The organism is Alistipes sp. Marseille-P2263 (assembly GCF_018101075.1).
Lineage (GTDB): Bacteria > Bacteroidota > Bacteroidia > Bacteroidales > Rikenellaceae > Alistipes > Alistipes dispar.
Genome location: NZ_JAGQEJ010000005.1, coordinates 119,182 through 141,815, shown reverse-complemented (window position 1 = coordinate 141,815; position 22,634 = coordinate 119,182). Strand labels below are relative to the sequence as shown.

Genomic DNA, 22,634 nt, shown 5'->3' with positions numbered 1-22,634 from the left:
CCTATTTGGCTTGTTTCGTCAGATTGATCAGCGCCTCGATCTTCTCCCGCAGCGAAAGCATCTCGTCCTTGAACTCGCCTTTCACCGCAAAGGGCATCCTGAAGGAGAGGTAGTCGTCCAGCCCCTTGTCCATCCGTTCGACCGGCCGGACACAGTAGACCAAAATGAAATAGTAGAGCATCAGCACGATGGCGATCATCACCGCAAGCGATATGAGCACCGGCGTCACGGCCCGGTAAGCGTTCGTCTTCATCTGCTCGGCGCGCGGAGCCAGCGAACTCTGCGTCGAGGTCATGTAATAGTTGATGGCCGAAACCAGCCGGTCGTAGTAAGCCCCGTATTCGGTCCGGTACCACCTTGCACCGAGCGAATCGGCCCCGCGGACGGCCAGCGAATCGGTCCTCCGTGCCGCATCGGAAGCCAGGAACCTGTCCGTAAGCAGGCGCAGCCCGGTCGTGGCGAAGGCCAGCGAATCGAGCGCCGACCGGTCCGCAGCCTCCTTCTGCGCCGCGAGCAGCACCTCTTCGAGCCGTTCCAGTCCGGCACGGCACAGGCTGTCGTACGACCGGTCGCCGAACACGGCGCGGCGGGCCATCGCCCCGCTCTGCCCGTGCACGGCGTCGAGCATCTCCCGCGCCAGACGGATGCTGCGCTGGTTGGCGCCGAGAATCTCGTCCGTATCGCGGCTCAGACGGCTCAGTTCGAGGAACGACACCATGCCCGAAAAGAAGAGCAGGCAGACGATACTCAGAAATCCGGCCGTCACCCGTTTGCGCATACCCGTCATACTTTAGCTTTATCCGATTTACGTTTTCGCAAATATAGTGAATTAATCCAGAATTTCACCCCTCAGGTCGCAAGATTCGTCCATCTTCCCGAGCCGCACGCGGCAGATCGTATTGATCCGCGACCGGTCGTAGGGAGCCTTCACCCGGCGGTAGTTGCCCGTGTAGCCGAACATCATGCCGCCGCGCATCGTGCTTTCGAACAGCACCGTGTCCTCCGTGCCTTCGGCCCGTGCGCAGAAGGCGCCGTGCAGCCGGGCGCACAGCGCCTCCAACTCCCCGACACGGCGCGTGGCGACCGACGCCTGCACCTTGCCGGGCAGACCGACCGCCGACGTCCCGGGGCGTTCCGAGAAGGGAAAGATATGCAGGTAGGCCGGTTCGAGCCCTTCGAGCAGTTCGTACGTGGCACGGAAATCGGCCTCCGTCTCGCCCGGAAACCCCACGATCACGTCGATCCCGATGAAGGCGTCGGGCATCGCCCGCCGCACGGCCGCGATGCGTTCGGCGAAGCGCGCAGCCGTATAGCGGCGGCGCATCAGGTGCAGAATGCGGTCGGAACCGCTCTGGAGCGGAATGTGGAAGTGGTGCATGAAGCGGGGCGACGAGGCGCAGAAGGCGATGATCTCGTCGGTGAGCAGGTTCGGCTCGATCGACGAGATGCGGTAACGTTCGATTCCCTCCACGGCGTCGAGCGCCCGCAGCAGGTCGATGAACCGCTCGCCCGTCGTGCGGCCGAAATCCCCCGTGTTGATTCCCGTGAGGACGATCTCCTTCTGTCCGGCCGCGGCGATCTGGCGCGCCTCGCGCACCAGATCGGCCACGGGCATGTTGCGGCTCGACCCGCGGGCGTAGTGGATCGTGCAGTAGGAACAGCAGTAGTCGCAGCCGTCCTGCACCTTGAGGAAGGCGCGCGTGCGATCGCCGCTCGAAAAGGCGGCGAAGAACGACGTGAGCTGCTCCGTGTCGCAGCTGTAAATCCGCGCCCGGCCCTTTCCGGACAGCTCGGCCACACGTTTGAACAGATCGCATTTGTCGTTGTTGCCCAGCACGATGTCCACGCCTTCGATCGCGGCGATCTCCTGCGGTCTGAGCTGCGCGTAGCAGCCCGTCACTGCAATGATCGCCTGCGGATTGCGGCGGTGGAGCCTGCGGATCAGATTGCGGCATTTCTTGTCGGCGTGCTCCGTCACGGAGCAGCTGTTGATGACGCATATGTCGGCCTCGGCCGAAGGGGCCACACGCACGAAGCCGCCGCGCTCGAACTCCCGGGCCAGAGTGGAGGTCTCCGAGAAGTTGAGCTTGCAGCCGAGCGTATGGAAACTGACTCTTCCGGATTGCATACGATAGCTGTTTTTCCCGGCACGAAAATACGAATTATGTCCGAAAGGAGGCCTCATTTCGGAGAAAAAAGCGTAAATTTGCGCGCAATCGGGAAGAGGGAACATGGAATTTTTCAGCGATCTGATCCACTACGGCTACCTGCTCAACGCCCTGACGGCATGCGTGCTTTCGGGCATCGCGTGCGGCATCGTCGGCACGTACGTCGTATGCCGCCGCATGGTCTTCCTCGCCGGCGGCATCACGCACGCCTCGTTCGGCGGGCTGGGCATCGCCTTCTGGCTCGGGGCCGACCCCATCGGCGGGGCGCTCCTGTTCGCCGTGCTCTCGGCGCTGGGCATCGAGTGGGCCGGCAGCCGCGGACGCATCCGCGAGGATTCGGCCATCGGCATCATCTGGTCGGTGGGCATGGCCGTCGGCGCGCTGTTCATGAGCCTGCGTCCGGGCTACACGTCGGGCGATCTGGCGGCCTATCTGTTCGGCAGCATCGTGACCGTCACGCGCGGCGACGTGCTGGCGCTGGCGTGGCTCACGCTCCTCATCCTGCTCGGCGCGCTGCTCTGGCTGCGCCCCGTCATGTACGTCGCCTTCGACCGCGAATTCGCCCGCAGCCGGGGCATTCCGACCCGGACGATCTCGTACCTCATGGCGGCGCTCGCGGCCGCCACGATCGTCCTCTCGATCCGCATCATGGGCATCGTGCTGCTCATCTCGCTGCTGACGATTCCCGTCGCGATCGTCAATGCCTTTTCGCGGTCGTACCGGACCATCGCCCTCGCGGCGCCGGCCGTGGCCGTGACGGGCAACGTCGCGGGGCTCGTCGTCAGCTACAATTTCGAAGTTCCGCCCGGCGCGGCCATAATATTTACCCTCACGCTTACGCTTATTATGGCAAAACTATTAACTTTGCACAGGAAAAAACCGCGACCCGCCGCATGAAAACCATTCACAAGCTCGTCCTGAAGGCATATCTCGGGCCTATGGTGCTCACGTTCTTCATCGTCATGTTCGTGCTGATGATGAACATCGTGTGGCGCTATATCGACGAGCTGGTGGGCAAGGGACTGAGCGCGGGCATCATCATCGAGCTGATGACCTATTTCATGGCCAACATGATCCCGATGGGACTGCCGCTCTCGATGCTGCTCGCAGCCATCATGACGATGGGCAACTTGGGCGAGAACTACGAGCTGCTGGCGATGAAATCGGCGGGCATGTCGCTCGTGAAGATCACCAAGCCGCTCATCATTCTGGTCAGCATCGTCTCGGTGGGCAGTTTCTTCATCGGCAACGACCTCGTTCCGAGCGCCAACAAGAAACTCTACAGCACGCTCTACGACATCCGCCAGCAGAAGCAGGCGCTGGAGTTCCAGGACGGGCTGTTCTTCAACGGCATCGACAACATGTCGATCCGCGTCAGCCACCAGGATCCCGACACGCACCTGCTGCACAACGTGCTGATATACGACAACCGCGCGGCCAACAACAACATGAACACCATTCTGGCCGACTCGGGCTACATCCGCCTGTCGGACGACAAGCGGTTCCTGCTGGTGACGCTCTTCCACGGCGAGACCTACGAACAGACCCGCAATTCGCAATGGTTCACCAAGAGCGCGCTGCGCCACCACATCTTCGACCTGCAGAAGCAGGTCATTCCGATGGAGGGCTTCGCCATGGAGCGCACCGACGCCGATCTGTTCAACAACAGCAGCACCAAGGACATCGCCGACCTGTCGCACGACATCGACTCGCTCGAGGTGAAGGTCAATGCCGCGACGACCACCTCCTACGAACCGCTGCTCAAAGAGCAGATCTTCGTGCGCGACAACTCCGTGCTGCCGCAGCCCGACAGCCTGCGCGTGGACAAAAGCGGCTACCGCGATCTCGCGGCCGCCGACTCCGTCGCCCGGCTGCCGATGCGCGAGAAGGACAAGGTGTGGAACCTCGCGCGGACGCTGGCCAAAAGTTCGCGCAACACCTTCTCGTCGTTCGACGAATCGACGGCCAAGGAGGCGCTCAACCAGCTCTACCGCTCGAAGGTCGAATGGCACAAGAAGCTCTCCCTGCCGGTGTCGATCCTCATTTTCTTCCTGATCGGCGCCCCGTTGGGAGCCATCATCCGCCGCGGCGGTCTGGGACTTCCCGTGGTGGTCTCGGTCATCTTCTTCGTGATCTACTACATCATCAGCCTCACGGGCGAGAAGCTGGCCAAGGAGGGCAATTGGGAGGCCATCTACGGCGTCTGGCTCTCGACCTTCATTCTGACGCCGATCGCCGTTTACCTCACATGGAAGGCCACGAACGATTCGGCGTTGCTCGACACCGACTGGTACGCCGGACGGATCAAGGCCCTGCGGGATCGGATCGCCCCGGCGGCGGCCCGGCTGACCGACAAATTGAAATTCAGAATCAGAAATAGACATGGCAAAGCAAACGACGCTCAATAGCGTAGAGGAGGTCATCGAGGACTTCCGGAACGGAAAGATCGTCATCGTCGTCGATGACGAAGACCGCGAGAACGAAGGCGACTTCATCGTCGCCGCCGAAAAGATCACGCCCGAGATCGTGAACTTCATGCTCAAGGAGGGCCGCGGCGTGTTGTGCGCCCCGCTGTCGGAAGAGCGCTGCGCGCAGCTCGAGCTGAACATGATGGAGGAGAACAACACCTCGCTGCTCGGCACGCCCTTCACGGTGACGGCGGACCTGCTGGGCCACGGCTGCACGACGGGCGTCTCGATCCACGACCGCGCCGCTACGATCCGCGCGCTGGCCGATCCCGCGACCAGGCCTTCCGACCTGGGGCGCCCGGGACACATCAACCCCCTGCGCGCCCGGCAGAAGGGCGTGCTGCGCCGCCCGGGCCACACCGAAGCGGCCGTGGACCTGGCCAGGCTAGCCGGGTTGCAGCCCGCCGGCGCGCTGATCGAGATCATGAACGAGGACGGCACGATGGCCCGCCTCCCGCAGTTACAGGAGATCGCCCGAAAGTTCGACCTGAAGATCATCTCGATCGCCTCGCTGATCGCCTACCGGCTGCGCGAGGAGTCGATCGTCGAACGGGGCGTGACGGTTCCCCTGCCTACGGAGTGGGGCGACTTCCGCATCACGCCGTTCCGCCAGAAGTCGAACGGCGTGGAGCACGTCGCGCTCACCAAAGGCGAATGGAGCGAAGAGGAGCCGGTGCTCATCCGCGTGCATTCGTCGTGCGCCACGGGCGACATTTTCGGCTCGTACCGCTGCGACTGCGGCGAGCAGCTCCACCGCGCGATGCAGATGATCCAGCGGGAAGGCAAAGGTGCCGTCGTCTATCTCAATCAGGAGGGGCGCGGCATCGGACTCTGCAACAAGATCCACGCCTACAAGCTTCAGGACGAGGGACTCGACACCGTGGACGCCAACCTCCGGCTGGGCTTCAAGGCCGACGAACGCGACTACGGCGTGGGCGCGAGCATCATCCGCGAGCTGGGTATCCGCCACATGCGGCTGATGACCAACAACCCGCTCAAACGCGCCGGGCTGGAGGGCTACGGGCTGAAGATCGACGAGATCGTGCCCATCGTCATCGCGCCGAACAAGTACAACGAACATTACCTGGAGACCAAGCAGGAGCGTATGCATCATACGCTGGGACTGGAGAAGAAATAGCGCACGACCGGTCCGCGAAAGCGCGGCATCCGCCGCGGACGCCCGGACCGGCGCGACAAAAACGAAACCGCATCATGGACGCAAGGCAACTCCGCATCGTATTCATGGGCACGCCCGAATTCGCCGTGCCGTCGCTCCGCGCGCTGGTCGCCGGGGGCTACAACGTCGTGGGCGTCGTCACCGCCCCCGACAAACCCGCCGGACGCGGGAGGCAACTCCGCGAAAGCGACGTGAAGACCGCCGCCCGGGAGCTGGGGCTTCCGGTCCTGCAGCCCGAAAGGCTGAAGGCCCCGGAGTTCGTCGGGGCGCTGCGGGCGCTGCGGCCCGACCTGGGTATCGTCATCGCGTTCCGCATGCTGCCCGAGATCGTGTGGGCCATGCCGCGACTGGGAACCTTCAACCTCCACGCCTCGCTGCTGCCTCAGTACAGGGGCGCCGCGCCGATCAACTGGGCGATCATCAACGGCGAGCGGGAGACGGGCGTGACGACCTTCCTGCTGAACCACGAGATCGACAAGGGAGCCATCCTCGCGCAGGCGCGCCTGCCGATCCTTCCGCAGGACAACGCCGGCACGCTCTACGAAAAGCTGATGACCGCCGGCGTCGCACTCGTCACGCGGACCGTGGAGCGCATCGCCGCGGGCGACATCGCCCCCGTCGAACAGCAATACGCCGACGAGGCGACGCTCCGCCCCGCGCCCAAGATCTTCAAGGAGGACTGCCGGATCGACTGGACGCTGCCGGGACGGAGGATCGTCGATTTCATCCGAGGGCTGGCGCCCTATCCGGCGGCCTGGAGCGACCTGATCCGCGAAGAGGGGGACCGGAAAGACGGCACGGCTCCCGGAGGAGAGAGCGGCGGGGCGGCCGGCGACGGACCGTCGGTCAAAATCTTCTCCGCGGCATTCGAAGCCGCCGCACACGGACTGCAGCCGGGCACGGTCGCAAGCGACGGCCGCACGGAAATCCGCATCGCCTGCGCCGACGGCTGGATCATTCCCGGAGAGTTGCAGCTCGCGGGCAAGAAGCGGCTCCCGGTGCGCGAACTGCTGCTCGGCTGGCGCGACGTAAACCAATACCGCTTCGGACGATAGTCCGTCCGCATACAGGAGCACGCCCCGATACGCAATTCACCCCTGCCGCTGCGTGCGGCAGGGGTGAATCCGTTCCGGGAACGACCTCACGCGACAGGCACGCCTTTGCCGATCTTCCGTTCGACCTCCTCCTTCGGCAACGGCTTCGTGCAGAAAAACCAGTCGCAGCAAGTCACCCCCTCGGGCTGCTTCTCGCCGTCGTCGCCCTTCATCGGCACGATCACGTCGTCGCCCGGCCGCCAGTCGGCCGGCAGCGCGATCCGGAAGGCGTCGATGGTCTGCAATCCGATCAGCACCCGCTCGATCTCGTCGAAATTGCGCCCCAGCGCCAGCGGATAGCAGATCATGGCCCGCAGCACGCCCGTCGGGTCGATGAAAAAGACCGCCCGCACAGCCGCCGTCTCGCTCTCTCCTGGCTGAATCATGCCGTAGAGCGACGCGACCTTCATCCCCACATCGTCGATGATCGGGAATTCGACCCGCACGCCCCTCATCCCGCGGTATTCGATCCGGTCGCGGATCGTCCGCAGCCAGGCGATATGGCTGTTGCGGCTGTCCACCGAAAGCCCCACCAGCTCGCAGTTCAACGCCCGGAACCGCTCCGTGCGGGCCCCGAACGTAAGCACCTCGGTCGTGCAGATCGGCGTGAAATCGGCCGGATGGCTGAACAGAATCACCCATTTGCCCTTGTAATCGCCCGGGAAGCGGATCCTCCCCCGGGTCGTCATCGCCTCGAAAGCCGGGACGGGTTCCCCCAGCCGCGGCATCGTCCGTCGTTGTTCGTCCATAATCTCTGAAATTTGAAATCCGTCCGACATTCCGCAAATTCGATACCCGAATGCCGCTTTCGAGGAAAAAATCCGTACCTTTGCGGCGTTTCCGAAAAAAACGCATTATGATCCGCACCCCGTTCGTCCGAACCGGTATCCCCGGCGGCAGTTCCCCGCTATTCCGGCCTGCGATCTACCTGCTGCTGACGCTGGCCTTCTATGCCGCGCTGTCGGCCGCGGACCGCATCTGGGAAATCCCGCATCCGCACCTGTTCGTCATCCGGCTCCGGCGATTCACCGACGCCATGCTGCTGGCGCTGCCCGTCTGGTTCCTGCACAAAAAACGGTGGGTGCTGCTCTGGATCGCGCTGGCCGACCTTTACCTGCTCTCGAACGTCTGGTACTACCGGAACTACGGCAACGTCATGCCGCTGCCCTCGTACCTGATGGTGCGCAACCTCGACGGCCTCGGTCCGAGCATCCGCAGCTCGATCCGGTTCCGGGACCTTTGGATCGTGCTTCCCTCGGTCTGCTTCGCCGTCTGCTATCCGTTCCTGAGCCGATACGATTCCAAAGGGGGGGGGAAGCGGTTCCGCATCGTGTGGTGCGCGGGCTGCCTGCTGTTCATCGCCGCCGTCGTCGCGCTGCCGTACCGCCACGACCGCAACAGTTTCAGCCATCCCTGGCCCTGTTTCCGGAACGAGCTCATGGTAGGCTACCGCGAATTCGGACTGATAAATTACTGGATCTACGAAATCGGCTGCCTGCAGGGCTGCTCGGATGAAGAAAAACAGTACGCCGCACAGTTCGTCGAAGCCTCCGAACGGAGGGCCTTCCGCGATCCGCTGACGCCGGAGCACCGGAAAAACCTCATCGTGGTACTCATGGAATCGCTCTCCAGCTGGCCCATAGGACTCACGGTCGAAGGGACCGAAGTGACTCCCTTTCTCGATTCGCTGGCCCGGGACACGAGCGTAATCTGCTTTCCGCACGTATTGCCGCAGGTGAAGGACGGCCGTTCGTCCGACGCCCAGTTGCTGCTCAATACCGGACTGCTGCCGATCGAAACCGGAGCCGCCGCCAGCCTCTACGGCAGCACGAACACCTATCCGTCGCTCCCGAAAGCGCTGGCCCGGAAGGGGTATGCCTCCGCCTCGTTCATCTGCGACTCCCGGTCCTACTGGAATCAAGAGGCCACGACGAAGAGTTACGGATTCGGCGCCCTGCACGAGAAGCTGGGCGAAGGCGGCCCCTCGGTCCGGGCAGACGAAAACCTGTACCGCCGCGCCCTTCCGATCCTGCGGGAGCTGCCGCAGCCGTTTTACGCCCAGTTGGTCACCATGTCGGGCCACGATGCCGTGAAAAGCGAGCTCGAAAGCCCGCTCAACGAAGCCTGCATCACGGACGAGCAGGCGAAATACTACCTGGTCGTCACGCAATACGCAGACCGTTGCCTCGCGGGGTTCATCGACTCGCTCAAACGGTGCGGGCTCTACGAGCGGAGCATCGTCGTCATCACGGGCGACCACGACTCGATCACCCGCAACCGCTACGAGGGACGCGAACGGTGCGAACTGAGCGATCGGTTCGTCCCGCTGTTCATTCTCAACGCCCCGCTGAAGGCCGTCGGCACGGATGCCGCGATCGCGCAATGCGACATCTATCCGAGCCTGCTGGACATGATGAACGCCGGGGATTACACCTTTCACGGACTGGGCGAAAGCGTCTTCCGCCGCCGGATCGACTGCGCGTCGGACCATTCGAGCGGCTGGGTCGGCGACAACACGGACGATTCGGTGCGGCAGTACCGCAAAGCGCTGTGGCGCGTCTCGGACATCCTGATCCGGTCGGATTATTTCAAATCCCGGACAGACGACTGAAACGGCTCATCTTCCGGACATAAAAGGACACTATAAAAATTCATTTGGAAAATATTCGTATATTTGTTCTATCATAACTAAAAAACAACGCCTATGAATAAATAGATCGTTTACCTGAAACACACGCGTACCGCCACCGCACAGCGAAGCACAGGTACATACATATAAAAAGCGTTAGCTTTATTGCTTGCTATTGAAACTTCGACAATTTCACAGCTGACAAGAGTAAAGCGTAAACGCTCACGTTTCTACGTGGGCTTTACTCATTATTTGTCAGCAAGGTAGTCGAAGACCTCAATAGCAAATAAAAGTTTAGCCTGCGTTTTTTATATGCTTGTCAATAACCCACATCAACTCAAGCATTATGAAAAAATCGTATCTAACATCCATGCTCGCACTCGTATGCTGTACCGTTTCGGCGCAGGATATCATACTAAAGAAAAACGCGGATGAAATTCAGGCCAAGGTCCTGAAAGTAACTGAAACGGAGATCGAATACAAAAAATGGGAAAATCTCGACGGCCCGATTTACATCATCCCGGCAAACGAAATATTCATCATCAAATATCAAAACGGTTCCAAAGATATCATTTCGGCCAACTCCGCCCGCACCCGATCGGATATCGCAGGAGACTTCCCGAAATATCAGGGAGAAATAGCAGCGGCATACGGACTCGGCGTGGGCAGGGTCTCCGAATTCATCAACACGGACCGGATCCTCTTCGAAACCGTACACGGCATACGCATCAACCCCTATCTATTCACCGGTCTGGGCCTCGGGTTCGACTATTTTTACGAATCCATAGACATGGAGGACTACTACGGAAACGCGATCGGCAGCTACGACGGAGCCGGAGTATTGTCTTCATTCATCAATCTGAAAGGATATTATCCGGCTACCAAAAAACTTGCTGTCTATTTTTCGCTCGACCTCGGTGCTGCATTCGGAGTAGCCGGTTGGGCCGAGGGAACGGAATTCTATACCAGCGTAGGTCCGGGTATCAACTGGGGAAACCGAAAAGGATCGCCCCGCGGAGATTTCAGCATCCGGTTCCAGCACATGGGAACCGGAACGAATGCCATTCTGTTCAGAATCGGCTTCGGGTTCTGACCGAACACAAAAGAAGAGGCGCTATACAAGGCGCCTCTTCTTCTTCATACATGTCACCGGAATCAGCGTTTGCGGATGATCTCGCCGCCGTGGCGGATGGCCTCCTCGTTGGCCGGAAGCATTTTCCACGCCCGCTCCGGAAGCGACTTTTTCAGGCCCACCATCACGTTCTCCATCGCAACGACAGGACGCACCTTGAGGTAACCGCCCAGGATCATCGTGTTGAACAGCTTGGCCTGACCCATCTTCGCGCACTCGGCCGTGGCGTCGATCGCATAGACTTCGATGTCCTTGCGCACCGGGTGCCGCGTGATGCCGTTCGTGTCGTAGATCAGCACGCCGCCCGGCTTGACCATCGGCTCGAACTTCTCCATCGACTGCTGGTTCAGAATGATCGCCGTGTCGAACTCGTGCGCGATGGGCGACGAAATCTTCCGGTCGGAGAGGATCACCGTCACGTTGGCCGTGCCGCCGCGCATCTCGGGGCCGTAGGAGGGCATCCACGTCACCTCGAAGTCCTGCATCACGCCCGAATAGGCCAGAATCTTACCCATCGAAAGGACGCCCTGTCCTCCGAATCCTGCTATGATCAATGTCTCTTTCATCGCGTCTCCTCCATTTTTACGTCCTTGATATCGCCCAGCGGATAGAAGGGCAGCATGTTCTCGGCAAGCCACTTGTTCGAGGCCACGGGCGAGAGTTTCCAGCCGCTGTTGCAGGTCGAAACGACCTCCACGAGCGAGAAACCGTTGCCGGCCATCGAATTTTCGAACGCCTTGCGGATCGCCTTCTTGCACTTGCGCACGTTGGCAGGCGTGTGCACGCTCTGACGCGTGATGTAGGTCGCACCGTCCAGATGGGCCATCATCTCGGCGATCTTGTAGGGATAACCGTTCAGCCGCGGGTCGCGGCCGTAGGGCGTCGTCGCCGTCTTCATGCCCAGGAGGGTGGTGGGAGCCATCTGACCGCCGGTCATGCCGTAGATCGCATTATTGATATAGATCGCCACGACGTTCTCGCCGCGTGCCGCCGCATGGATCGACTCCGCCGTGCCGATGGCCGAAAGGTCGCCGTCGCCCTGGTAGGTGAAGACCAGATTTCCCGGGTGGAGCCGCTTCACGGCCGTAGCCACGGCCAGCGCGCGGCCGTGCGCCGCCTCGATCCAGTCGATGTCGATATAATTGTAGGCGAACACCGAGCAGCCCACGGGCGAAATGCCCACGGCCTTCTCCGCGAGGCCCATCTCGTCAATGACCTCCGCTACGAGTTTGTGCACCGTACCGTGGCTACAGCCCGGACAGTAGTGCATGACGTTATCGGTGATGAGTCTGGGCTTCGCGTAGACCAGATTCTCCTGTTTGATTTCAACCTCTGCCATCGTCTTACTTGTTAATCAGTTTTTCCTTGAGCGCGTCGAGCACCTCGTCGGGATTGAAAAGCATACCGCCCTGACGGCCGTAATGCTCCACGGGAGCCTTGCCGTTCACGGCCAGCCGCACGTCCTCGACCATCTGGCCGGCGTTCAGCTCGGCCGACAGGAAGCCCCTGACGCCGCGGGCGGCCAGTTCGGCGATCTGTTTCTTCGGGAAAGGGTAGAGCGTGATCGGACGCAGCAGGCCGACCTTCAACCCCTCGGCACGGGCCATTTCGACCGTCGCCGAACAGATGCGCGCCGACGATCCGAAGGCCACGATCACCCACTCCGCATCGTCGCATCCGATCGCCTCGTAACGCACCTCGTTCTCTTCGAGCGCACGGTACTTGTCCTGCAGCCGCTTGTTGATGATCTCCATCTTCTCCGACTGTAGTTCGAGCGACGTCACGACATTGCGTCCGCGGTCGGCGGGTTTGCCGTAAGCGGCCCACGTGCGGCACTCGGCGGCGATCTCCTCATCGGTCCTGCGGGGCCGCTGCGGAGCGAGCACCACCTTCTCCATCATCTGTCCGATCGCGCCGTCGGCCAGGATCATGGCCGGATTGCGGTACTTGAAGGCCAAATCGAACGCCTCGGCCACATGGTCGTGCATCTCCTGCACCGAGTTGGGCGCGAAGACGATCAGGTGGAAGTCGCCGTGCCCGCCGCCCTTGCAGGCCTGGAAATAGTCGCCCTGCGAAGGCTGGATCGTGCCCAGTCCCGGGCCGCCGCGCTGGCAGTTCACGACAAGGCACGGAAGCTCGGCCCCGGCCAGATAGCTCAGCCCCTCGGACATCAGACTGATGCCGGGGCTCGACGAGGAGGTCATCACCCGTTTGCCGGTCGAAGCCCCGCCGTAAACCATGTTGATCGACGAAATCTCCGACTCGGCCTGCAGGACCACCATGCCGGTCGTCTCCCAGGGCTTGAGCTCCATGAGCGTCTCCATCACCTCCGACTGGGGCGTGATCGGGTAGCCGAAATACCCGTCGCAACCGTAGCGGATCGCCGCATGGGCGATCACCTCGTTGCCTTTCATCAATTTTATCTCCTTCTCTGCCATAGCTATTCGAATTTTTGACGATAAACCGTGATGACGCTGTCGGGACAGATCACCGCGCACGAGGCGCAACCCGTGCAGGCGTCGGGATTCGCCATCCGGGCCACCGGATAGCCCTTGCTGTTCACCTCGGCCGACAATTCGAGCACCGCGCACGGACACGACGCCACGCAGACCCCGCACCCTTTGCACCGCTCCTTATCGACCACGATCGTTCCTTTGATTTTTGCCATATCGACGTTGTTTGTTTGTTCTTACAAATGTAAGAAAATTTCGACAAATACTCGATTGTTCACAACAAAACTTTCGGGAAATCCGACGACCCGGAAGCGATCGTCCGGGCGTCCGAACACGCTGCCGGCAAAAAATATCCGCACCCCGGCAGCGGCCGCTGCGGCGGAAAACCGCATCCATTCACGGCGGAAACCGCACTCCGGGCCTCGGCACACCCGTTACGCCGCCGGAACCGTACCCCGGACAGGAGCCCACATCCGGCAGACCGGAAACCTCCCGGCAAAGCACCGCACACGAATCCGCTCCGGGCTGGAAGGGCAGGGCGGCCGCGGCAGATTCCGCAACCGCGCCCCATAAAAAAGCGGGGACCGCCCTCCAAGGCGATCCCCGCACATGCTGTCCGCAACGGGTTCCTCCGCAGGCGGCGGTTCCTGCGGCCCGCAGTCCCGTCACTCGCCGAAGGAGTGAATCACCACGCCCGAGCGCAGCTTCGGCTCGAACCACGTGGTCTTCGGCGGCATGATATTGCCCGTGTCGGCGATGTCGATCAGTTGCTTCATCGAGACGGGGTAGAGGGCGAAGGCCGCCTGCATCTCCCCGCTGTCCACGCGGCGCTTCAGCTCGCCCAGTCCGCGGATGCCGCCCACGAAGTCGATCCGTTTCGACGTCCGGAGGTCCCCGATGCCCAGAATCCGGTCCAGCACCCGGTTAGAAAGCACCGTTACGTCCAGCACCCCGATCGGGTCGTGGTCGTCGTAGGTTCCCGGTTTGGCCGTCAGGCTGTACCAGCGGCCTCCGAGGTACATCGAGAAATTGTGCAGCGCCTGCGGACGGTACTCCTCCGCGCCCTTCTCCTCGACCGTGAAATCCTCTTTCAGCCGTTCGACGAACGCCTCGGGCGTCAGTCCGTTCAGGTCCTTCACCACGCGGTTGTAGTCGATGATGCGGAGCTGACTGGCGGGGAACGTCACGGCCAGGAAATAGCAGTACTCCTCCTCGCCCGTATGATGCGGATTCTTCCCGCGGCACTCCGCGCCCACACGCGCGGCAGCGGCCGTGCGGTGGTGTCCGTCAGCGACGTACAGCGCCGGAATACCCTTGAATATCTCCGTGATGCGGTCGTTCGTAGCCCGGTCGCGGATCACCCAGAGCTTGTGCCCGAAGCCGTCCTCGGCCGTGAAGTCGTACTCCGGGGCTTCGGACTTCACCACGCCTTCCACGATGGCGTCGATCTCCGCGTTGTCGGGATAGGCGAAGAACACCGGCTCGATATTGGCCTGCTGATTGCGGACGTGGATCATGCGGTCCTCCTCCTTCTCGGTGCGCGTCAGCTCGTGCTTCTTGATGGCCCCCGAGAGGTAGTCCTCGAAGTGGCAGCACATGGCCAGACCGTACTGCGTGCGGCCCTCCATCGTCTGCGCATATATATAATAGTACTCGCCGGGGTCCTGTACGAGCCAGCCCCGTTCGCGCCACTTGCGGAAATTCTCCACGGCCCGGGCATAGACCTCCGGGGCGTGTTCGTCGGCGATGGGATCGAAGTCGATCTCGGGTTTGATAATATGCAGCAGCGAACGCTCCGTGGCCTCGGCCTTCGCCTCGGCGGAGTTCAGCACGTCGTAGGGACGCGACGCCACCTCGGCCGCATACTGCTTCGGCGGGCGGATTCCGCGAAAAGGTTTGATTCTTACCATAACAGTTTCAGGTTGCCGATACCGTCCGGAGCGCGGACGCAGAAACGCCTCTCCGCCCCGGACGGTTCTCGTATTCGCCGTTTATTTGTTTACCTGGAAACGGGTGTTGCCCGTTCTGAAGAAATCCACGATCTGCCGTGCGGCGGCCAGACCGGCATTGAGGTTGGCCTCGGCCGTCTCGGCGCCCATCTTCTTGGGCGTGGCGAAGACGCGCTTGCCGAACGCCTCGTCCAACGCGGCCTGATTGCCCGCGGCGATGTCGGTGACGTACTTCAGGTCCTCGCGCTCGGTCAGCGCGCGCATCAGCCCCCCCTCGTCGATCACCTCCTTGCGCGCCGTGTTCACCAGCGTCGCCCCCTTGGGCATCGACATCAGCAGGTCGTAGCCGATCGAGCCCTTGGTCTCGGCCGTCGCGGGAATGTGCAGCGAAAGGAAATCGGCGGTTTTGTAAAGCTCCTCCACGGAACCGACGCGCCGCACGCCATCGGCCTCGAAGACCGCCGGATCGGAGAGGAATGGGTCGTAGGCAATGACGTTCATTCCCAGCGCCTTGCCCTTACGGCCCACCAGACGCCCCACATTGCCGTAGGCGTGGATTCCGAGCGTCTTGCCCTGAATCTCCGAGCCCGTGCCGGGCGTGAAGCGGTTGCGCGACATGAAGATCATCAGCGCCACGGCCAGTTCGGCCACGGCGTTCGAGTTCTGTCCCGGGGTGTTCATCACCACGATTCCCCGCACCGAAGCGGCCGCAAGGTCCACGTTGTCGTATCCCGCGCCGGCACGCACGACGATCCGGAGACGCCGCGCCGCGGCGATCACCTCGGCGGTCACCTTGTCGCTGCGGACGATCAGCGCATCGGCCTCCGCAACGGCCTCGAGCAACTGCACTTTGTCGGTGTATTTCTCGAGCAATGCCAGCTCGCCGCCGGCCTCTTCGACGATTTCCCGGATTCCCTCCACGGCCTTCTTCGCGAAAGGCTTCTCCGTAGCTACCAATATTTTCATACTCTTCATGATTTCGATGTTCAACTCCTCTTTATAATCCCACGCCTTCACTTCGCCCGTGAGGGTGTCGTAACCGGCCGGGACACGCGTAACGAGAGCCATGACCGCGGGTTATTTCGCGTGTTTCGCGGCGAACTCCTGCATGCACTCCACCAGCACGCGGACGCTCTCAACCGGCAGCGCATTGTAGCACGACGCACGGAAGCCGCCCACCAGCCGGTGACCCTTGATGCCGACGATGCCGCGGGCCTTGGCGGCCTCCATGAACTCGGGGGCCAGCTCCTCGTAACCGTCCGCCATGACGAAGCAAATGTTCATCAGCGAACGGTCCTCCTTCTCCACCGTGCCGCGGAAGAGCGGGTTGCGGTCGATCTCGTCGTAGAGCAGCGCGGCCTTCTCGCGGTTGCGGCGGAAGATTTCCCCGACGCCGCCGATCGACTTGAGCCAGCGCAGCGTCTCCATGAGTACGTAGATAGGGAAGACGGGCGGCGTGTTGAACATCGAGTTGTTCTCCACGTGGGTCCTGAACGACACCATCGTCGGCAGGTCGCGGACGATGCGGTCGAGCATGTCCTCGCGGATGATGGCGAAAGCCACGCCCGCCGGGGCCAGGTTCTTCTGGGCGCCGCCGTAGATCATGGCGTACTTCGAGACGTCCACCGGACGCGACAGGATGTCGGACGACATGTCGGCGATAAGGGGCACGGGCGAGGAGATGTTCTCGTGGTACTCCGTACCGTAGATCGTGTTGTTCGACGTAATGTGCAGGTAGTCCAGATCCGCGGGAACGGCGAAACCCTTCGGAATGTAGGTGAAGTTGCGGTCCTCGGACGAAGCCACCACCTCGACCTCGCCGTAGCGTTTGGCCTCCTTGATGGCTTTCTTGGACCATACGCCCGTATTCACGTAACCCGCCTTCCGGCCGAGGAAGTTGGCCGCCACCTCGTAGAAGAGGGTGCTGGCGCCGCCCCCCAGATAGACGATCCGGTAGTTGTCGGGAATGGCCAGCAATTCGCGGAAGAGCCGGTCGGCCTCCTCCATCACGGCATCGAACTCCTTCGAGCGATGCGAGATAGAAAGCACGGAGAGTCCCGATCCGTTGAAGTCGAGCACGGCCTTGGCCGCATTTTCGATCACCTCGTCCGCCAGGATCGAAGGTCCTGCATTGAAATTGTGCTTTTTCATAATGTTACGTGATTTGGTTGTTTGACTTTCATTCTGTTAGTTTACTAACACAAATATAAACAAAAATAAATTCAAAAATGCAAGCGTCGCCAAATAAATTTCACTCTCCGTCCCGAAGCCCTCCCTTTTTGAATTGTTTTTATTAATTTTGCCGAAATTTAAGCTCCAGCCACATGGTAAAATCAATGACCGGCTTCGGGAAAAGCGAAGTCACGCTCCCGAACCGAAAAATCACGGTCGAAATCCGCTCCCTGAACTCCAAACAGATGGACCTCTCGCTGCGGCTGCCGGCGATCTACCGGCAATCGGAATACGAAATCCGCAACGCGGTCGCCCGCGCGCTCCGGCGCGGGAAGGTGGACGTCTTCGTTTCGGTCGAATCGCAGGCCGTCGAAACCTCGGCCCACATCAACGGGCAGATACTGGCCGCCTACGCCGGCGAGCTGCGCGAAGCCGCCCGCGAAGCGGGGTTCGACACGACGGGCCCCGGATGGGACGCCGCCGCACTGCAGGTGCTCATGCGCCTTCCCGACGCGGTGTCCACCGACGCGGAGAGCGTCTCCGAGGAGGAGCACGCCGCACTGCTGCGGGCCGTCGAGGAAGCCTGCGGCAGGCTCGACGCCTTCCGCTCGCAGGAGGGCGCCATCCTGATCGCCGACCTGCTGCGGCGCGTGGAGCTGATCGAAGGATACCGTCACGAGGTCGAACCGTTCGAAAAGGCCCGCACCGAGACCATCCGGGCCCGGATTCTGGACAACCTCGCGAAACTCGCCGCCGAGGTGGACCGCAACCGGCTGGAGCAGGAGATGATCTTCTACCTCGAGAAACTCGACATCACCGAGGAGAAGGTGCGCCTGGACAACCACTGCCGCTACTTCCGCGAAGTGGCCGGCAGCGAGGAGGACGCGGGCCGCAAGCTGGGCTTCATCGCCCAGGAGATGGGCCGCGAGATCAACACGATGGGATCGAAGGCCAACGAGGCGAACATCCAGCGGATCGTCGTGCAGATGAAGGACGAGCTGGAAAAGATCAAGGAACAGGTGCTGAACATATTGTAAACGGGCCGCAACGCCGCGGAACCGAAACAGATACACACGATGGGCAAAGTCATCATCTTCTCCGCCCCGAGCGGGTCGGGCAAAACCACGATCGTCCGCCGGCTGCTGGCGCGCTATCCGCAGTTGGAATTCTCGATTTCGGCAACCAGCCGCGCCCCGCGCGGCGAGGAGCGCGACGGGACGGACTACTATTTTCTTCCGCAGGAGGAGTTCATGCGCGCCGTAGCCGAAAACCGCTTCGTGGAGTGGGAGGAGGTTTACGAGGGAACCTGCTACGGCACGCTGCGCAGCGAGGTGGAACGCATCTGGCAGCGGGGCCACGTGATCGTCTTCGACGTGGACGTGCTGGGAGGCATCAACCTCAAGCGCATCTTCGGCGGCGACGCCTGCTCGGTATTCATCATGCCGCCCTCCGTGGAGGAGTTGCGCCGCCGCCTCGAAGGGCGCGGCACGGACGCCCCCGAAGTGATCGAGCGGCGTGTGGCGAAGGCCGAGTTCGAGCTGACCAAGGCCCCGGAGTTCGACCACATCGTGCTGAACGACCGTCTCGAGGAGGCCGTGGAGCGCACCTGCGCGATTCTCGACGCATTTATCGGAGAGGCCGAATGAAGCGCATGATGCTCTATTTCGGGTCGTTCAACCCGGTGCACAAGGGACATACCGCCCTGGCCGAGTACGTCCTCGAACGCGGCCTCTGCGACGAGGTGGCGCTCGTCGTCTCGCCCCGGAGCCCCTACAAGGAGACCGCGGAGCTGGCTCCCGAACTGGACCGTTTCGAGATGGCGGAGATCGCCTGCGCGGCATCGGAATACCCGGACCGCATCAAGCCGTCGGCGGTGGAGTTTCTGCTCCCGAAGCCCTCGTACACAATCGACACGCTTCGTTATCTCACGCAGAACTTCGGGTCGGAAATGCGCTTCTCGATTCTCATGGGCGGCGATCAGATCGCCCGGCTCGACGGCTGGAAGGAGTACGAGCGGGTGCTCGAATATCCGATCTACGTCTATCCGCGCCGCGGCGAACGGACCGACCGTTTCGCAGGGCGGATCACCGTGCTCGACGACGCCCCGTTGCAGGACCTCTCCGCCACGCAGATCCGCGAACGCATCGGACGGGGCGAAGCGGTGGACGGCCTGCTCGACGACGGGGTGGCGGAGTACATCCGCCGCAAGGGACTGTGGAGCCCCGCTTCGCGGATCGCGGCCCTCTCGGCGCGGATCGACGCCGGAACGGCGGATGCGGCGCTCTACGTCGAACGCGGCAGACTCCATTTCCGTCTCAACGAGTGGGGCGCTGCCCTCAACGACTTCAACCGGGCGCTGGCCCTCGACACAGACAACGCCGAGGCCCGGCAGTACGTCGAGATGGCGCGGGAGATTCTGGAGTTCCGCTACAAGGACCTCTACAACCCCTGAGACGCCCCAGGCGAACAGCGAAACAATAGAAACGACACAAACGACACGGACAACGATGGAAAAACTGAAAATAGCACTCCTTGCGGGCGGCGACTCGCCCGAACGGGAGATCGCCCTGCAAAGCGCCGCACAGATCGCCGCGGCGCTGGACCGCGGGAAATACGACGTCACGGTAATCGACCTGCACCGCCGCGACTGGCACTACACGGCGCCGGACGGGCGGCAGTGGCAGGTGGACAAGAACGACTTCTCGCTCACCGTGGAAGGCGAGCGGCGGGAGTTCGACTACGCGCTCGTCATCATCCACGGCACGCCCGGCGAGGACGGCAGGCTGCAAGGCTACCTCGACATGATGGGCATTCCCTATTCGTCGTGCTCGATGGTCTCGTCGGTCATCACCTTCGACAAGATCACCACCAAGCGCACGCTCGCGGGACGCGGCATCAACCTCGCCCGCGAGGTGTTCCTCCGCCGGGGCGAGGCGTTCGATGCGGCGCGGATCGTCGCCGACCTGGGGCTGCCCCTCTTCGTGAAACCCAACGCCAACGGCTCGTCGTTCGGCGTCACGAAAGTCCACACCCCCGAAGAGCTGCCCGCGGCCATCGCCGCGGCCTTCGCTCAGGGAGACGAAATCCTCGTCGAAGAGTGCATCGCGGGCCGCGAAATGGGATGCGGCGTGATGATCGCCGGCGGGAAGGAGTACCTCTTCCCCATCACGGAGATCATTCCCCGCAAGGAGTTCTTCGACTACGAAGCCAAATACACCGCCGGACGCTCCGAGGAGATCACCCCGGCCGACATCGCCCCCGAAGTGAAGGCCGAGCTGAACCGCATGACCCTCGAGGCGTACAGAACCTGCCGCTGCTCGGGCGTCGTACGGGTGGATTTCATCGTCACGCCCGAAGGCAGGCCCTATTTCATCGAGCTGAACTCGATCCCCGGCATGAGTGCGGGCAGCATCGTCCCCAAGCAGGTCCGCGCAATGGGCATGACCCTCGGGGAGCTGTTCGACATCGTTATCGACGACACCCGCCGCAAATGATCGAGATCGACGACAAAATCGTGAGCGCCGACCTGCTGCGCGAATGCTTCGCCTGCGACATCGCGCGCTGCAAGGGCATCTGCTGCGTGGAGGGGAACGCCGGCGCGCCGCTCGAGGAGGACGAGGAGACGATCCTCGAAAGCGAATACCCGCATTACAAACCCTACATGACGCCCGAGGGAATCGCCGCCGTCGAACGGCAGGGATTCATGGTCGTGGACGAGGAGGGGGACTATACCACGCCGCTGGTCGCCGGCGCCGAGTGCGCCTACGCCTATACGGAGAACGGCACGACGCTCTGCGCCATCGAAAAGGCGTGGCTGGAGGGCCGCACGACCTTCCGCAAGCCGATCTCGTGCCACCTCTATCCGATCCGCCTCATGCGCTTCTCGAACGGGACGGTCGGGCTCAACTACCACCGCTGGTCGGTCTGCGCCCCGGCGCGCGAATGCGGCGCAAAGCTGGGCATCCCGGTTTACAAGGCGCTGCGCGAACCGATCGTCCGCCGCTTCGGCGAGGAGTTCTACCGCGCGCTGGAGGCCGCCGAAGAGTTACTGAAAAAACAATGAAACAACGAAAACACCGCATATGAAAAAATACCTGCTGTTGTTCGCCGCTCTCTCGCTGGCCTCCGCCGCGACGGCGCGCAACCCCCGGAAAACCTCCCGTGCGGCCCGCCTGCAGGCCGCCGAAGCCGCTGCGGATTCGCTCCGCGCCGTCACGACCCGCCAGGCCGCCGTAATCGACTCGTTACAATGCATCGCCGTATGCCCCGAGGAGGAGGAGTGCGCCCCGGCCGAAGAGCCGCGGCGGGCGGAGCCCGACCCGCGCACGCCCGAACAGATCGCCGCGGATTCCGTGGCCGACATGCGCCGCCGCATGGAGCGCAAGGAGATCCGCTCGACGTTCGACACGGAATCCCTGACGGTGATCGACACGCTCGATTCGGGCAACGAGGCCCTCTACGTCGTCCTGTTCAGCGACAACTCGTGGAAATACGTCCGCAACCGCGAGGTGGCGAAGGACAGCACGATCTTCGAAAAATACTGGGACACGAAGTCGCTCTTCCCGTACAGCAGCGTCACGAAAGCCGACATTCCCGAATCGGTCGTCGTGACGCTCGTGGACTCGGCCTCGGGATTCCACTATCCCTACAAAGGTGCGGTCAATCCGCGCGGCAAGTTCGGCCTGCGCCGCGGACGGCGGCATCAGGGCGTCGATCTGCCGCTCCGCATGCGCGACACGATCTACGCCACCTTCTGCGGCCGCGTGCGCATCTCGCAAACCGTCCGGGGGTATGGCAACCTGGTCATCATCCGCCATGACAACGGACTGGAGACCTACTACGGCCACCTCGCCGAACGTCTCGTCGAGCCGAACCAGTGGGTCGAGGCGGGGGAGGTCATCGGACTGGGCGGTTCGACGGGCCGTTCGACCGGACCGCATCTCCACTTCGAGACCCGCTACTACGGCCAGTCGTTCGATCCCGAACGGCTGATCGACTTCAAGCGCGGCATCCTCAACCGGGAGGTTTTCCTGCTCAAACGGTCGTTCCTGAGCATCTACTCCAACGCCGGGCAGGATTTCGACGACGAGGAGGCCAACGAGAAGCAGGACAAACAAGAGGCCGCCGAACGGGCCGCCATGCGCTACCACAAGATCCGCTCGGGCGACACGCTGGGCCATCTGGCCGTGAAATACGGAACCACGGTGAAGCGGATCTGCGCGCTGAACGGCATCAAGCCCACGACCACGCTGCGCATCGGCCGCACACTGCGCGTGCGGTGATCCCCCGGCCGCCGGGGCATACGGAAAGAGGCCGTCCGGCGAATTCGGATCTTACGGAATCATCCCCGTCAGAGTGTCTCTGACGGGGATGATTCCGTTTGCGGAGACTC

22 protein-coding genes are annotated in these 22,634 nt (G+C 62.2%); 12 read left to right on the top strand and 10 right to left on the bottom strand.

Annotated features, from left to right (window positions below; translation table 11 throughout):
* Window position 1 precedes the first annotated feature (1 nt).
* Both KB554_RS07865 and mtaB read right to left on the bottom strand, forming a co-directional pair.
* Window positions 2-787 carry a hypothetical protein gene (locus KB554_RS07865; RefSeq protein ID WP_141429872.1) on the bottom strand — a complete coding sequence of 262 codons (786 nt, stop codon included), beginning with the start codon at window positions 785-787 and terminating at the stop codon, window positions 2-4.
* 42 nt (window positions 788-829) lie between these two features.
* Entirely contained in the window at window positions 830-2,128 is a 1,299-nt protein-coding gene (gene mtaB / locus KB554_RS07860; RefSeq protein WP_211035452.1) for a tRNA (N(6)-L-threonylcarbamoyladenosine(37)-C(2))-methylthiotransferase MtaB, read from the bottom strand.
* Between the two features lie 103 nt (window positions 2,129-2,231).
* Between mtaB and KB554_RS07855 the strand changes: the two genes are divergently transcribed.
* The 4 genes from KB554_RS07855 (at window position 2,232) to fmt (ending at window position 6,868) form a co-directional block, all read left to right on the top strand.
* Window positions 2,232-3,065, top strand: coding sequence for a metal ABC transporter permease (locus KB554_RS07855; protein ID WP_211035450.1), 834 nt, complete (start codon window positions 2,232-2,234; stop codon window positions 3,063-3,065).
* Complete coding sequence (locus KB554_RS07850; RefSeq protein ID WP_211035448.1) at window positions 3,062-4,576, top strand: LptF/LptG family permease; 1,515 nt, start codon at window positions 3,062-3,064, stop codon at window positions 4,574-4,576. Before KB554_RS07855 ends, KB554_RS07850 begins: the two co-directional genes overlap by 4 nt.
* Window positions 4,551-5,774, top strand: coding sequence for a bifunctional 3,4-dihydroxy-2-butanone-4-phosphate synthase/GTP cyclohydrolase II (locus KB554_RS07845; protein ID WP_211035446.1), 1,224 nt, complete (start codon window positions 4,551-4,553; stop codon window positions 5,772-5,774). Before KB554_RS07850 ends, KB554_RS07845 begins: the two co-directional genes overlap by 26 nt.
* A gap of 74 nt (window positions 5,775-5,848) precedes the next feature.
* A complete protein-coding gene (gene fmt / locus KB554_RS07840) occupies window positions 5,849-6,868 on the top strand; it encodes a methionyl-tRNA formyltransferase (RefSeq protein ID WP_211035444.1) in 1,020 nt (339 codons plus the stop codon).
* A gap of 86 nt (window positions 6,869-6,954) precedes the next feature.
* Here the strand turns inward: fmt and KB554_RS07835 are convergent, their stop codons facing one another.
* A complete protein-coding gene (locus tag KB554_RS07835; protein ID WP_211035442.1) occupies window positions 6,955-7,656 on the bottom strand; it encodes a peroxiredoxin in 702 nt (233 codons plus the stop codon).
* Between the two features lie 107 nt (window positions 7,657-7,763).
* Between KB554_RS07835 and KB554_RS07830 the strand changes: the two genes are divergently transcribed.
* Both KB554_RS07830 and KB554_RS07825 read left to right on the top strand, forming a co-directional pair.
* Window positions 7,764-9,518, top strand: a complete 1,755-nt coding sequence (locus tag KB554_RS07830) for an LTA synthase family protein (protein WP_211035440.1) — start codon at window positions 7,764-7,766, stop codon at window positions 9,516-9,518.
* Between the two features lie 388 nt (window positions 9,519-9,906).
* Entirely contained in the window at window positions 9,907-10,629 is a 723-nt protein-coding gene (locus KB554_RS07825) for a hypothetical protein (RefSeq protein ID WP_211035438.1), read from the top strand.
* Window positions 10,630-10,691: 62 nt separating this feature from the next.
* Here the strand turns inward: KB554_RS07825 and KB554_RS07820 are convergent, their stop codons facing one another.
* The 7 genes from KB554_RS07820 to serC all read right to left on the bottom strand — a co-directional run bounded on the left by KB554_RS07820 (window position 10,692) and on the right by serC (window position 17,221).
* Entirely contained in the window at window positions 10,692-11,234 is a 543-nt protein-coding gene (locus tag KB554_RS07820) for a 2-oxoacid:acceptor oxidoreductase family protein (RefSeq protein ID WP_015546220.1), read from the bottom strand.
* A complete protein-coding gene (locus tag KB554_RS07815; protein ID WP_141429881.1) occupies window positions 11,231-12,007 on the bottom strand; it encodes a thiamine pyrophosphate-dependent enzyme in 777 nt (258 codons plus the stop codon). Before KB554_RS07815 ends, KB554_RS07820 begins: the two co-directional genes overlap by 4 nt.
* 4 nt (window positions 12,008-12,011) lie before the next feature.
* Entirely contained in the window at window positions 12,012-13,106 is a 1,095-nt protein-coding gene (locus KB554_RS07810) for a 3-methyl-2-oxobutanoate dehydrogenase subunit VorB (RefSeq protein ID WP_141429882.1), read from the bottom strand.
* A gap of 2 nt (window positions 13,107-13,108) precedes the next feature.
* Window positions 13,109-13,336, bottom strand: coding sequence for a 4Fe-4S binding protein (locus KB554_RS07805; RefSeq protein WP_141429883.1), 228 nt, complete (start codon window positions 13,334-13,336; stop codon window positions 13,109-13,111).
* Between the two features lie 450 nt (window positions 13,337-13,786).
* Window positions 13,787-15,031 (bottom strand): DUF1015 domain-containing protein, encoded by a 1,245-nt coding sequence (locus tag KB554_RS07800; protein WP_141429884.1) that lies wholly within the window; start codon window positions 15,029-15,031, stop codon window positions 13,787-13,789.
* A gap of 81 nt (window positions 15,032-15,112) precedes the next feature.
* Window positions 15,113-16,036: a 3-phosphoglycerate dehydrogenase gene (locus KB554_RS07795; RefSeq protein ID WP_211035542.1), complete on the bottom strand. Its 924-nt coding sequence runs from the start codon at window positions 16,034-16,036 to the stop codon at window positions 15,113-15,115.
* 111 nt (window positions 16,037-16,147) lie between these two features.
* Complete coding sequence (gene serC / locus KB554_RS07790) at window positions 16,148-17,221, bottom strand: 3-phosphoserine/phosphohydroxythreonine transaminase (protein WP_211035436.1); 1,074 nt, start codon at window positions 17,219-17,221, stop codon at window positions 16,148-16,150.
* 185 nt (window positions 17,222-17,406) lie between these two features.
* Here serC and KB554_RS07785 point away from each other — a divergent pair, with 185 nt between their 5' ends.
* The 6 genes from KB554_RS07785 to KB554_RS07760 are packed head-to-tail and all read left to right on the top strand — an operon-like array spanning window position 17,407 to window position 22,524.
* Complete coding sequence (locus KB554_RS07785; protein WP_211035540.1) at window positions 17,407-18,279, top strand: YicC/YloC family endoribonuclease; 873 nt, start codon at window positions 17,407-17,409, stop codon at window positions 18,277-18,279.
* A gap of 39 nt (window positions 18,280-18,318) precedes the next feature.
* On the top strand, window positions 18,319-18,888 hold the full coding sequence (gmk, locus tag KB554_RS07780) for a guanylate kinase (RefSeq protein WP_141429886.1): 570 nt from the start codon (window positions 18,319-18,321) through the stop codon (window positions 18,886-18,888).
* Window positions 18,885-19,694 carry a nicotinate (nicotinamide) nucleotide adenylyltransferase gene (nadD, locus tag KB554_RS07775; RefSeq protein ID WP_141429887.1) on the top strand — a complete coding sequence of 270 codons (810 nt, stop codon included), beginning with the start codon at window positions 18,885-18,887 and terminating at the stop codon, window positions 19,692-19,694. Before gmk ends, nadD begins: the two co-directional genes overlap by 4 nt.
* Before the next feature lie 55 nt (window positions 19,695-19,749).
* On the top strand, window positions 19,750-20,736 hold the full coding sequence (locus tag KB554_RS07770) for a D-alanine--D-alanine ligase (protein ID WP_211035434.1): 987 nt from the start codon (window positions 19,750-19,752) through the stop codon (window positions 20,734-20,736).
* Window positions 20,733-21,305, top strand: a complete 573-nt coding sequence (locus KB554_RS07765; protein ID WP_211035432.1) for a DUF3109 family protein — start codon at window positions 20,733-20,735, stop codon at window positions 21,303-21,305. The genes KB554_RS07770 and KB554_RS07765 overlap by 4 nt, the downstream gene beginning before the upstream one ends.
* 19 nt (window positions 21,306-21,324) lie before the next feature.
* Window positions 21,325-22,524: a peptidoglycan DD-metalloendopeptidase family protein gene (locus tag KB554_RS07760; protein WP_141429890.1), complete on the top strand. Its 1,200-nt coding sequence runs from the start codon at window positions 21,325-21,327 to the stop codon at window positions 22,522-22,524.
* The last annotated feature ends 110 nt before the right edge of the window (window positions 22,525-22,634 follow it).

Coding starts and splice junctions, on each gene's coding strand:
- KB554_RS07820 (WP_015546220.1), bottom strand. CDS start 11,234: ATGAAAGAGACATTGATCATAGCAGGATTCGGAGGACAGGGCGTCCTT.
- KB554_RS07845 (WP_211035446.1), top strand. CDS start 4,551: ATGGCAAAGCAAACGACGCTCAATAGCGTAGAGGAGGTCATCGAGGAC.
- KB554_RS07760 (WP_141429890.1), top strand. CDS start 21,325: ATGAAAAAATACCTGCTGTTGTTCGCCGCTCTCTCGCTGGCCTCCGCC.
- gmk (WP_141429886.1), top strand. CDS start 18,319: ATGGGCAAAGTCATCATCTTCTCCGCCCCGAGCGGGTCGGGCAAAACC.
- KB554_RS07830 (WP_211035440.1), top strand. CDS start 7,764: ATGATCCGCACCCCGTTCGTCCGAACCGGTATCCCCGGCGGCAGTTCC.
- KB554_RS07795 (WP_211035542.1), bottom strand. CDS start 16,036: ATGAAAATATTGGTAGCTACGGAGAAGCCTTTCGCGAAGAAGGCCGTG.
- KB554_RS07850 (WP_211035448.1), top strand. CDS start 3,062: ATGAAAACCATTCACAAGCTCGTCCTGAAGGCATATCTCGGGCCTATG.
- KB554_RS07770 (WP_211035434.1), top strand. CDS start 19,750: ATGGAAAAACTGAAAATAGCACTCCTTGCGGGCGGCGACTCGCCCGAA.
- nadD (WP_141429887.1), top strand. CDS start 18,885: ATGAAGCGCATGATGCTCTATTTCGGGTCGTTCAACCCGGTGCACAAG.
- fmt (WP_211035444.1), top strand. CDS start 5,849: ATGGACGCAAGGCAACTCCGCATCGTATTCATGGGCACGCCCGAATTC.
- KB554_RS07800 (WP_141429884.1), bottom strand. CDS start 15,031: ATGGTAAGAATCAAACCTTTTCGCGGAATCCGCCCGCCGAAGCAGTAT.
- KB554_RS07785 (WP_211035540.1), top strand. CDS start 17,407: ATGACCGGCTTCGGGAAAAGCGAAGTCACGCTCCCGAACCGAAAAATC.
- KB554_RS07815 (WP_141429881.1), bottom strand. CDS start 12,007: ATGGCAGAGGTTGAAATCAAACAGGAGAATCTGGTCTACGCGAAGCCC.
- KB554_RS07825 (WP_211035438.1), top strand. CDS start 9,907: ATGCTCGCACTCGTATGCTGTACCGTTTCGGCGCAGGATATCATACTA.
- KB554_RS07810 (WP_141429882.1), bottom strand. CDS start 13,106: ATGGCAGAGAAGGAGATAAAATTGATGAAAGGCAACGAGGTGATCGCC.
- KB554_RS07865 (WP_141429872.1), bottom strand. CDS start 787: ATGACGGGTATGCGCAAACGGGTGACGGCCGGATTTCTGAGTATCGTC.
- KB554_RS07855 (WP_211035450.1), top strand. CDS start 2,232: ATGGAATTTTTCAGCGATCTGATCCACTACGGCTACCTGCTCAACGCC.
- KB554_RS07765 (WP_211035432.1), top strand. CDS start 20,733: ATGATCGAGATCGACGACAAAATCGTGAGCGCCGACCTGCTGCGCGAA.
- mtaB (WP_211035452.1), bottom strand. CDS start 2,128: ATGCAATCCGGAAGAGTCAGTTTCCATACGCTCGGCTGCAAGCTCAAC.
- KB554_RS07805 (WP_141429883.1), bottom strand. CDS start 13,336: ATGGCAAAAATCAAAGGAACGATCGTGGTCGATAAGGAGCGGTGCAAA.
- KB554_RS07835 (WP_211035442.1), bottom strand. CDS start 7,656: ATGGACGAACAACGACGGACGATGCCGCGGCTGGGGGAACCCGTCCCG.
- serC (WP_211035436.1), bottom strand. CDS start 17,221: ATGAAAAAGCACAATTTCAATGCAGGACCTTCGATCCTGGCGGACGAG.